Origin of the sequence: Limnofasciculus baicalensis BBK-W-15 (assembly GCF_024178385.1) — a bacterium.
Taxonomy (GTDB): Bacteria; Cyanobacteriota; Cyanobacteriia; order Cyanobacteriales; family Coleofasciculaceae; genus Limnofasciculus; species Limnofasciculus baicalensis.
Genome location: NZ_JAMZMM010000240.1, coordinates 1 through 9,548, shown reverse-complemented (window position 1 = coordinate 9,548; position 9,548 = coordinate 1). Strand labels below are relative to the sequence as shown.

At 40.2% G+C, this 9,548-nt stretch carries 9 protein-coding genes; 7 read left to right on the top strand and 2 right to left on the bottom strand.

Annotation, left to right across the window (positions count from 1 at the left end; translation table 11 throughout):
• Nucleotides 1–694 precede the first annotated feature (694 nt).
• From NJ959_RS20185 to NJ959_RS20160, 6 genes are all read left to right on the top strand, one after another.
• Nucleotides 695–1,168: a helix-turn-helix domain-containing protein gene (locus NJ959_RS20185; RefSeq protein WP_254013539.1), complete on the top strand. Its 474-nt coding sequence runs from the start codon at nucleotides 695–697 to the stop codon at nucleotides 1,166–1,168.
• Between the two features lie 93 nt (nucleotides 1,169–1,261).
• Complete coding sequence (gene clpS / locus NJ959_RS20180; protein WP_305069160.1) at nucleotides 1,262–1,582, top strand: ATP-dependent Clp protease adapter ClpS; 321 nt, start codon at nucleotides 1,262–1,264, stop codon at nucleotides 1,580–1,582.
• 260 nt (nucleotides 1,583–1,842) lie between these two features.
• Entirely contained in the window at nucleotides 1,843–2,799 is a 957-nt protein-coding gene (locus NJ959_RS20175) for an RRXRR domain-containing protein (protein ID WP_254013537.1), read from the top strand.
• Between the two features lie 135 nt (nucleotides 2,800–2,934).
• Nucleotides 2,935–3,228, top strand: coding sequence for a DUF2103 domain-containing protein (locus tag NJ959_RS20170; RefSeq protein ID WP_254013536.1), 294 nt, complete (start codon nucleotides 2,935–2,937; stop codon nucleotides 3,226–3,228).
• Between the two features lie 307 nt (nucleotides 3,229–3,535).
• Nucleotides 3,536–4,576: an ABC transporter substrate-binding protein gene (locus NJ959_RS20165; protein ID WP_254013535.1), complete on the top strand. Its 1,041-nt coding sequence runs from the start codon at nucleotides 3,536–3,538 to the stop codon at nucleotides 4,574–4,576.
• A gap of 17 nt (nucleotides 4,577–4,593) precedes the next feature.
• Nucleotides 4,594–7,035 carry a response regulator gene (locus NJ959_RS20160; protein ID WP_444881957.1) on the top strand — a complete coding sequence of 814 codons (2,442 nt, stop codon included), beginning with the start codon at nucleotides 4,594–4,596 and terminating at the stop codon, nucleotides 7,033–7,035.
• Nucleotides 7,036–7,203: 168 nt separating this feature from the next.
• Here the strand turns inward: NJ959_RS20160 and ruvA are convergent, their stop codons facing one another.
• Complete coding sequence (ruvA, locus tag NJ959_RS20155; protein ID WP_254013533.1) at nucleotides 7,204–7,857, bottom strand: Holliday junction branch migration protein RuvA; 654 nt, start codon at nucleotides 7,855–7,857, stop codon at nucleotides 7,204–7,206.
• Between the two features lie 567 nt (nucleotides 7,858–8,424).
• On the opposite strand from ruvA, the gene NJ959_RS20150 reads away from it, so the two are divergent.
• Nucleotides 8,425–8,604 (top strand): hypothetical protein, encoded by a 180-nt coding sequence (locus tag NJ959_RS20150; RefSeq protein ID WP_254013532.1) that lies wholly within the window; start codon nucleotides 8,425–8,427, stop codon nucleotides 8,602–8,604.
• 5 nt (nucleotides 8,605–8,609) lie between these two features.
• Here the strand turns inward: NJ959_RS20150 and NJ959_RS20145 are convergent, their stop codons facing one another.
• Entirely contained in the window at nucleotides 8,610–9,365 is a 756-nt protein-coding gene (locus NJ959_RS20145) for a sucrose-phosphate phosphatase (RefSeq protein WP_254013531.1), read from the bottom strand.
• Between the last annotated feature and the right edge of the window lie 183 nt (nucleotides 9,366–9,548).

Sequence of the window (9,548 nt, the reverse complement as noted above, 5' to 3'; positions counted from 1 at the left end):
CCGAAACAACCTTGTGGAGATATCATTACGCCCTTGTGGCAAAGGTAATGAGCCTCTTAACCTGATTTATCAGGATATTAAGGCGCTCGATGTCTTAAGAATCCCCGTGTCTTTAGACCGGGGAGTGTCAATGGGATAATCTTTGAGATTATTCCCGGTGGCAAGGTCTTCTTGCCTTCGTCTGGTTTGCCTTTTGGAGGCATTGAGGTATGATGGTTATTCATGATGATAAAAACTTCCACCCAATAGGTGGAGATAAATTTTGATTGAGCGAAAAGGACGGATACGCTTTCCGGCAAGCCGTCCTCATCCCCAATATTCTTTGTAAAAGAGGTTAACCATTAATATTGGTTGGCCTCTTTTGTTATTATGCTTGATTATCACTTAACTAGCCAGTATCTTGTGCATGAACGCATGAATACTTATAAACCTGAGTTCGCGTTGAATCGGTTCAACCAAATACCCTATAAAGTAACGTTATCAATACTTATGACTACTTTCCGCGTTGAATCAGCCTAAAATATACCATAAATATTAACTTAAAAGTAATATCTTAAAGATATACCAGGGCTACGGCAGGTAGTGCAGGGGTAGTGTATAATAATGCAGGGGGTAAAGTATCAAAGTTTAATTCATGCGATAGATCGGACAATATTTCTTGTCCGATCGCAAAATTTAGAGGTAGAGCAACTATATGTCAATCGAGAAAGACTCATCAGTCAAGGAAAAAGAAGCTCCAGACGCAAAGGACCGACAACTCCCTAGTTCAGTGATGTTCGTTCACAATCTGCTTGATGAGTATGGCTTAGATCCCTACGAGTTTCGGATTTATGCTCATGCTGTTCGCCGGACCGGAGGAAAGCTTGATGGTAAGTACTTCGCTAGTCTCAGCAAGACAGCCGAAATCTGTAAGATGAGTGTTCGCCGCGCTCAGTATTCGTTGAAGTTTCTTTGTGAGGCAGGTTTTCTAACTCAGGAGAAGCGAACAGGGCGCACCGACGAGTACAGAGTCACACCCGCTAGTCAGTGGGCAAGTCGAGAAAATCTGGAGTCAATTCGAGAGGCAGTTACGGGGGTGAGGAGGAAGAAGACAAAGAGTAAAAGTCAATCAGCTAAATCAAAAGGTTCCGCGACTAAAGAGGTGAGTGAGAAAAAGATAGAAGAATAATTCTCCAGACATTGCTTTACATTCCCTTGGCGAAGGAAGGTAAACTAGAATGAAGTGCAGATTATTTTAATGTTTGGTCAGCAACTGAGTACTATGGTAATTTCGGCAGCTCTAAGAGCGGTATCCGCTGCGTCCATTCAAGCTCCTGAAAAATCGCGGCAAGTTACACGGAAGCCTTATCCTAACTATAAGGTGATTGTTCTTGACGATGACTTTAACACCTTTCAGCATGTTCACGACTGTTTGGTCAAGTATATCCCGGCAATGACGAGCGATCGCGCCTGGGAACTTACGAATCAGGTTCATTTTGAGGGACAAGCGATTGTTTGGGCCGGACCGCAGGAACAAGCAGAGCTATACCACCAACAACTTAGTCGTGCTGGCTTAACCATGGCTCCCATAGAAACAGCATAACCTGGTCAACAACCCGCCGTTAAATCGGAGTACCGACTATAACAGGGGCTTGAAATACAGCCGTAGTTGACCAGACTCAGGCAGAAATGCCTACGTTAGAAGCAAGCGTTTAAGTTCTTACCTACGGATGCGTAGCTAGTCCGTAGCTCTAAAACTCTTGAGTTAAACAGGTTTAAAAGGGTTAAGCCAGTGCTTAAGAGAAAGTACCGACTTCTAACATTGTCAAAGCTAACGTAACAAGAAATTGAAGAGACACAACAATGTCTAACCCCAATTACGTCTTTGTTCTTGATACCAACCGTAAGCCTTTAACACCATGCAAACCGTCTTTAGCACGTAAGCTATTAACTGTTGGCAAGGCTAAAGTGTTCAGGTTGTATCCATTCACAATCATTCTGAATAAGGAGATAGTTGATGTACCAGGATCATTAACACTGAAGATCGATCCTGGCTCTAAAGTTACGGGACTAGCGATACTTTCTGGTTGCCATCTTATTTGGGTGGCAGAATTGACACATCGCGGTCAAACAATCAAGTTGTCACTAGAGTCAAGGCGCTTACAAATTGAACACATTCACCCCAAAGCCAAAGGCGGTACAAACCGAATTTCCAATCTCTGTCTGGCTTGCGAACCTTGCAATATCAAGAAAGGATCTCAGGATATTGAGGTTTTCTTGAAAAAGAAGCCTGATGTCTTAAAGCAAATTAAGGCTCAAGCTAAACGTCCGCTAAAAGATGCAGCAGCGGTTAACTCAACACGGTGGGCGCTGTTTAACAGATTAAAAGCTACAAACTTAGAGATTAATACAGGGTCAGGTGGACTAACCAAGTTCAATCGGACACGGCTATGCTTACCAAAAACTCACTTCTTTGATGCGGCTTGTGTCGGTGAAACACTGGGAATTTCTGTACTAGCAGATCAACCTTTAAACATCAAAGCGATAGGTCACGGCTCAAGGCAAATGTGCCGCACTGACAAGTTTGGCTTTCCCTTTCGATATGTTCCTCAGTTTAAGTTTGTCAAAGGGTTTCAAACGGGTGATATCGTCAAAGCAGTCGTAATTTCTGGAAAAAAGATTGGAACTTATACGGGGAAAGTTGCCGTGCGATCAACTGGTAGCTTTAACATTTTGGCAAAACAGGGATTAATTCAAGGAATCAGCTACAAATATTGTCAACAAATTCATCAAAAGGATGGCTATAACTATGGATACTGATTTTGATATTTTAGGGACATTGAGTCGAATAAAATATCCCCCGTTTCCGACCGCCGTTAAATCAATGCGCGGTACTCACCTGTGGTTCGGCAGAACCGCGCTGATGATAACGGCGGTCTCCACGGGGGAAGAGAGATGAGCAAGTCCAACGGCGGTAGATTGGTTTGGAATCACTCAACCCATATTCCGGGTTTGATTCCTATTCTCGAACGAATGACAGGGTATAGTGGGATTCAAACTATTACACCCGCTGTGATTGGACGTGCAAAAAGTCACAGTCCCCAATTGCTATTAAAAGTGTCCGTCCCGATTCGGGGCGGATTTAAACTTATTGCTAGATCTGGAAAAACTTATCAAGAAGTATTTATTCTTACGAATTTAAGTAAGGAAGAATTAGAATCGGCGATCGCGCTAGCTTTGAAACGATAATGTTTGTTTTTGGTTATTAATTGTTTGTTATTTGTTATTGGTTGCTGGAATAGGTAATTGCTCTTTCCATCGCCAAAACCCGGTGATGTCGCCGGGGGGAAATTGTGCAGGTATTCTGTAGCCTCAACTAGTAAATATTCCCATCATTCCCTTGACAGCGTTAGTAATGACAGAAGATCGGGAAAAATCTTTATAGAGGGGAGGAGTCAGCCAATCAGCATCCTTTAATAGACATCTATTTTTGAAGATGTCGAATCCCTGCTTTAGATAAAAACAACTAATGTCAAGCTATCTTCTGTAAAAGAATATGAAAAATTTTACCAAGGCACTATATTACTGGCAAAGGATTGTCATAAAAAAGATAAAAATTTTGCCAGTAAGACTTGGTGAGTATTTAATGTTTGCCATTATTGCTGGAATTTTAGCCATTGCTCTAGTTAGCTGTCCCAGTCAAACACCTAGACAATTACGGATTGGGAGTAATCTCTGGCCTGGATATGAAACTTTATATCTGTCTCGCCATCTGGGATATTATGATGGAAAACTGATACGTTTAGTTGATTATCCTTCAGGAACAGAAGAAGTTAGAGCATTCCGCAATGGTGAAATAGAAGGTGCAGGATTATCAATCGATCAAGCTTTAGTTCTGGCAGCAACTCAAGAAAATATTCGGATTATTGCGATTATGGATATTTCTCATGGTGGCGACGTGATTCTAGGCAAACCAGAATTTTCTAGCATCAAAGATTTGAAAGGGAAACAAGTCGGAGTCGAAGCAACAGCTCTGGGAGGTTTTTTTATCGCACGGGCGTTAGAAAAAAATGGGATGTCTCCTCAAGATATCCAAATAGTTTCCCTGGAGCTGACGGAACATGAACGCGCTTATAAAGAAGGAAAAGTGGATGCAGTTGTCACCTTTGGCCATCCTAGAGTAAAATTATTAGAAGCAGGAGCCAAGCTTCTATTTGACAGTAGCCAGATTCCCGGAGAGATTGTCGATACTCTTGTCATTCGAACAGATACGATTGCCAACTCTCCTGATATTGTACAAGCTTTAGTAAATGGTCGCTTTCGCGCTTTAGCTTATTTGGAAAAGAATCCCCAAGATGCAGCAAATCGTATTGCACCACGCACCAAAGTAACGCCAGAGCAAATTCTTAATGCCTTTAAAGGCTTACGCCAACCCAACTTACAGGAAAATCAGCATTTACTAGATCAAAGCGATCCTTCATTGATCAATGGGATGAGACGACTTATGAAAGTAATGATAGAAAACAAGTTATTGCCAAAAGCAATTAACCCCTCGACCATTCTTGACGATCGGTTTATCAAAAATGCCAAACTATAAACCCCAAAACGCCTTTAATGGAACGTTTCCCCTTTCCTCTCAGATTTTCAATACCTACAATTTTAATATTGTGTGGTAGTTTGTTAGGACTAGTATCTTTTAACAAAGAAGTTGCTGAAACTTACAAAAAAACCGAAACAAATACAAAGAGTTATGTTCAGATTTCAGCAAGTCAAACATCCAGGATATTAGATTATTTGTATCGCAGATCTGATATAGAACAGGCGGAGGTTGCTATTAGCCAGTTGGGTAGCGACTCAAATCTAAGCTTGGTATTACTATTTGATGAGGGAGACAGTGTGCTCCTATCAAACCATTATGAAATGCGGTATGTTCCGATTAATAAAACTGCCGCTGCTCCTTATGCTCCCATCTTTAGTGATGTGCGAGGGAAACTTGCAGGAAATGTAGCGATATCTAAAGATAGAAAAAATCTGATTGCTATCTATCCTGTCCTTTTACAAGCTCTGCCAAACGAGATTCGTCCCTCAAGGGTTGGTATTCTGTTTATAGAATACGATTTGACACGAGCCAAACAAGAAGCCTATAACGATGCGTTAAAGCGATCCTTGGTATTCAATGGCACGTTGATAGTATTTTGCTTGGGCTTATGGTTTTTCTTTGAAATCACCCTCACCCGCAGAGTTTCTCGCTTAGTTTCTGCTAGCAACAGTTTAGCTGAGGGAAATCTAAATGTCCGCGCCGGATTATCGGGTTCTGATGAACTCACTCAAATATCTGTTGCTTTCGATCGTATGGCTAGCAAAATTCAGGAGAATACCAGAGAATTACATCGCCAGAATGCCATATTAAAAGCACAGCAAGAAGCTTCTATTGATGGGATCTCAATTGTTGACGAAAATCGTAAAATTGTATCTTATAATCAGCGTATTTGTGAGCTATGGCATATTCCCATAGGAATGGTAGAAACTGGCAACGATCGTCAATTAATGGAATGGTTTATTAGCAATTTAGAAGATCCCGATCGATTACTGAATCGGCTAGAGTATTTATATCAAAATCCCACCGAAATTGGTCAGGGCGAATTACTTTTAAAAGACGGACATATTTTTGATTACTACTCTGCAAGTGTCCGCTCGCCCCTGGGAGATAATTATGGTAGAATTTGGTACTTTCGCGATATTACTGAGCGCAAAGAAGCAGAAACAATACTTACAGAAACTAACCAAAAACTTGCTATTTATAACGAAGAACTTGCTCGTGCTACACGGCTTAAAGATGAATTTCTCGCCAACATGAGCCACGAACTTCGTACCCCTCTCAATGGGATTCTTGGCATGACTGAGGGATTGGAAGAAAATGTGTTTGGAGCTATTAATTCAGAACAGCGAGAGGCTTTGCAGATTATTAGAAGTAGCGGTGAGCATCTTCTGGAATTAATCAATGATATCCTCGATTTAGGAAAAATTGAAGCTGGACAGATAGAACTCCGTCGCACACCAACAGCAATTAATCAAGTTTGTCAGTCTAGTATTTCCTTTATCAAGCAGCAATCTTTGAAAAAAAGCATTCAGCTTGAGGTCAATATTCCATCTAATCTGCCAAAATTGAGCCTGGATGAACGGCGCATTCAACAAGTTTTAATTAACCTCCTCAGTAATGCGGTTAAATTTACACCAGCAGGTGGGCGGATTACATTAGATGTAACCATCGAACAAGCAATAGGGGGACAATTAAATATATTTAGTAAGACAGATGTGGAAAGTAACACAGTATTTTCTCCCCTATCCTCCCAAACAACACTAAGTTCAATTAAAATTGCAGTGAGTGATACAGGTATCGGTATCGCCCCAGAAAATCTCAGAAAACTGTTTAAGCCCTTTATCCAAATTGATGGTGCATTAAACCGTCAATATGCGGGAACAGGCTTGGGACTTTCCCTCGTCAAGCGAATGGTTGAACTTCATGGTGGCAAGGTAGGGGTGACGAGTGAAGTGGGTGCGGGTAGTTGTTTTACAATCAATTTACCATATCAAGATTTAGTAATTCAATCTCCTGAATTGGTGAGTGCAGTACCAGGATCTTTAGAGCAAGATTACATAGAAAGATTTACTAAAACATCGCCACTAATTCTGTTAGCAGAAGATGATGAAGTTAATATTAGTACGATTTGTAATTACTTAGAGGCAAAAGGATATCGGATTGTCTTAGCAAAAAATGGTCAGGAGGCAATCAACCTGACTAAATTAAATCTTCCTGACTTAATTTTAATGGATATCCAGATGCCGGGAATAGATGGTTTAGAAGCAATTAGGCAGATTCGCTGCGATCGCAAATTACTAAATATTCCCATCATTGCTTTGACAGCATTAGCCATGACAGGAGATCGAGAAAAATGTCTAGAAGCTGGGGCAAATGAGTATCTCTCAAAGCCTCTAAAACTCAAGCAAATGGTAACTAGAATTGAACATATTTTAGTAGAGAAGGATGTCAGCTAATGAAATGAAAAAATAAAAATTCAGAGGAACAAAACCCAACCTACATCTAACTCAGTCCCTCAAATCAACCTACGATCAAGATTATTATTTAAACACAAAGACACTAAGACACGAAGGAAGAGAAGAGAGGGATTAGGTAATTTTCTGGTGGGATAGGTGTAGAGGGGATTATTTACTTAACCATGCGATCGCACTTCTAATCCAATCTTCCGGGTTTTTGCTTTTTGTCAATATTTCGTCTTTACTAATAGAGTTTATTGCTTGAGTAATTTCCTGGTTTTCATAACCTAAAGCTAGTAGTGTCATCTCGACATCTTCGATAATACCTGGCAAAGCTCTGGTAATAGTTGGTGAAGATTCAGTTACATCGTGGGCTATGTCTAATCCATAAATATTACCCCATTCAGCTAGTTTTGTTTTTAATTCTAGGGCTATTCTTTCGGCGGTTTTAGTGCCAACACCAGGTGTTTTGGATAGGGCGCGGATATTACCTGTAACAATAGCTTGGACTAAGTTTGGTAAGCCGAGGGTATCGATGAGTGCGATCGCAAGTTGCGCTCCAATACCACTTACACTTACTAATTGTCGAAATAAATCTCTTTCATCTCCCGAGGCAAAGCCGTAGAGTATCTGTTGATCTTCTCTGATTTGGAAATGAGTGAAAATTTGGACTGATTCTTTTGAGTCTATCGATAGTTTTTCTGATAAACTGCGGGGAATTTGTAACTCATAGCCAATTTGGTTTACTTCTAAAATTAGAGTAACGCGATTACCTGTGCTTTTGTGAATGTTGGCGACTGTTCCTTTGAGATAATTAATCATTGGTTGTTGGTTGTTGGTTGTTGGTTATTGGTTAAAGAAAAGTAAATTGAGTATATTATTATAATTAGATATAATCCTGTGCTATCGTTGAATTTGTTATTATTGATAATAAAACCCAAGGAGGTAGACAGGCTGATGACGAGGAAGCCAAAAGTTCTTGATCCTAACGAAACCTATACTTTTGCCAAATATTTTGATATGCTCTATGGGATTGAAGAGATCTTGGCAGATCTTGACTGTACAATTGATTAACAGATTCTGACACTTCCCCAAAAGCCTTCAGAGATTGACCTGGAATTCCTCTCCCGACAAATTCATCGAAATATTCGGATTACTGAACTTACCAGCGAGATTGCCCGGAGAGAAGCCCTCTGTGCCCCAATTCTGCAAGAAGTCTGTGGGCAACTTAATCTAAGACTGCGCGTTGAATATACTGTCAACGTTAGTAATTGGCTACGTGGCACTTTTAACTACTACATTCCTAGCCCCCAAAATCTCCTCATCATCGAAGCCAAACGCCAAGATTTAATTAAAGGCTTCACCCAACTAGCTGTCGAACTAATTGCTTTGGATAAATGGACAGAAACAGAAACAAATATCCTTTACGGAGTTGTCACCACGGGGACAGAATGGCAATTTGGACGATTTGATCGAACCCGTCGCCACATCACTCAAGATCTTAAGTTATACCGCATTCCTGAAGAACTCACAACGTTAATCCAAATCTTACTTGCTTTACTCACCTAACCACACTAACATATTATCAAACCAAAACGATCCAAGCCTTCAATTATTCCACTGGCATATTTACCCTTAGCTAGATAACGATAATTATTTGGATTTAATTCATGCCATTTGCGCAATTCCGGTCTAGCATTGCCAACAATAATACCTCGCGATTCTCCTACGCTAAATAGAGAAATATCATTGCCAGAATCTCCACAAACTACAGTATTTGTACCATCAAATCCCCATTTTTGCTGCAAGAATTGTACGGCTAAACCTTTATCGGCTTTTTGAGGAATAATATCTAAGTCTTTGCCACCACTGTAAATTAGCTTGACATCTAAACCCCGTTCATGTAAAACTAATTTTAGTTGATGTAATACCCCCTCTGCTCGTGGTTCGGTAAGATAATAACTGACTTTAAATAGACCTTGTTCTGAGGTAGGTTGGTGTAGAAGCTCGGAAAAATTAGCCGCAGTAGCGATAACTTGGTGGCGATTCCATCCTGGAGTAATAATTTCCGCCCATTCTGAGTTAAATATATCGTTATCAGGATTAAGGTAAATTTCAGTTCCGACTGAAGTAATGAGAGCATCTGGTGGTAACAGTGACTGTTGGGTGGTAAGTTGGCGGTACAAAAAGAGGGATCGTCCTGTAGCATAAACTATTTTAGTACCATAGTTTTCGCGATGCTGACTCAGTTGCTGATTCAGTATTTTTAGTGATTTTTCATCGCCTATTAAGGTATTATCTAAGTCTGTTACGAATAAGAATGCTGTCATAGAAAGAACGAGTAAATTAAAGTTATTTGTTACCACTATAGATTATACCAGTGCCTCGCCCCTAAACCTAAAATTACCCATTTCCTGGAATATTTCTCAGTTTTGAATTAAAACTTAAAACTCAAAACTTAAAACTCAAAACTCAAAACTCAAAACTCAAAACTCAAAACTCAAAACTCAAAA

Coding starts and splice junctions, on each gene's coding strand:
- NJ959_RS20185 (WP_254013539.1), top strand. CDS start 695: ATGTCAATCGAGAAAGACTCATCAGTCAAGGAAAAAGAAGCTCCAGAC.
- clpS (WP_305069160.1), top strand. CDS start 1,262: ATGGTAATTTCGGCAGCTCTAAGAGCGGTATCCGCTGCGTCCATTCAA.
- NJ959_RS20175 (WP_254013537.1), top strand. CDS start 1,843: ATGTCTAACCCCAATTACGTCTTTGTTCTTGATACCAACCGTAAGCCT.
- NJ959_RS20170 (WP_254013536.1), top strand. CDS start 2,935: ATGAGCAAGTCCAACGGCGGTAGATTGGTTTGGAATCACTCAACCCAT.
- NJ959_RS20165 (WP_254013535.1), top strand. CDS start 3,536: ATGAAAAATTTTACCAAGGCACTATATTACTGGCAAAGGATTGTCATA.
- NJ959_RS20160 (WP_444881957.1), top strand. CDS start 4,594: ATGGAACGTTTCCCCTTTCCTCTCAGATTTTCAATACCTACAATTTTA.
- ruvA (WP_254013533.1), bottom strand. CDS start 7,857: ATGATTAATTATCTCAAAGGAACAGTCGCCAACATTCACAAAAGCACA.
- NJ959_RS20145 (WP_254013531.1), bottom strand. CDS start 9,365: ATGACAGCATTCTTATTCGTAACAGACTTAGATAATACCTTAATAGGC.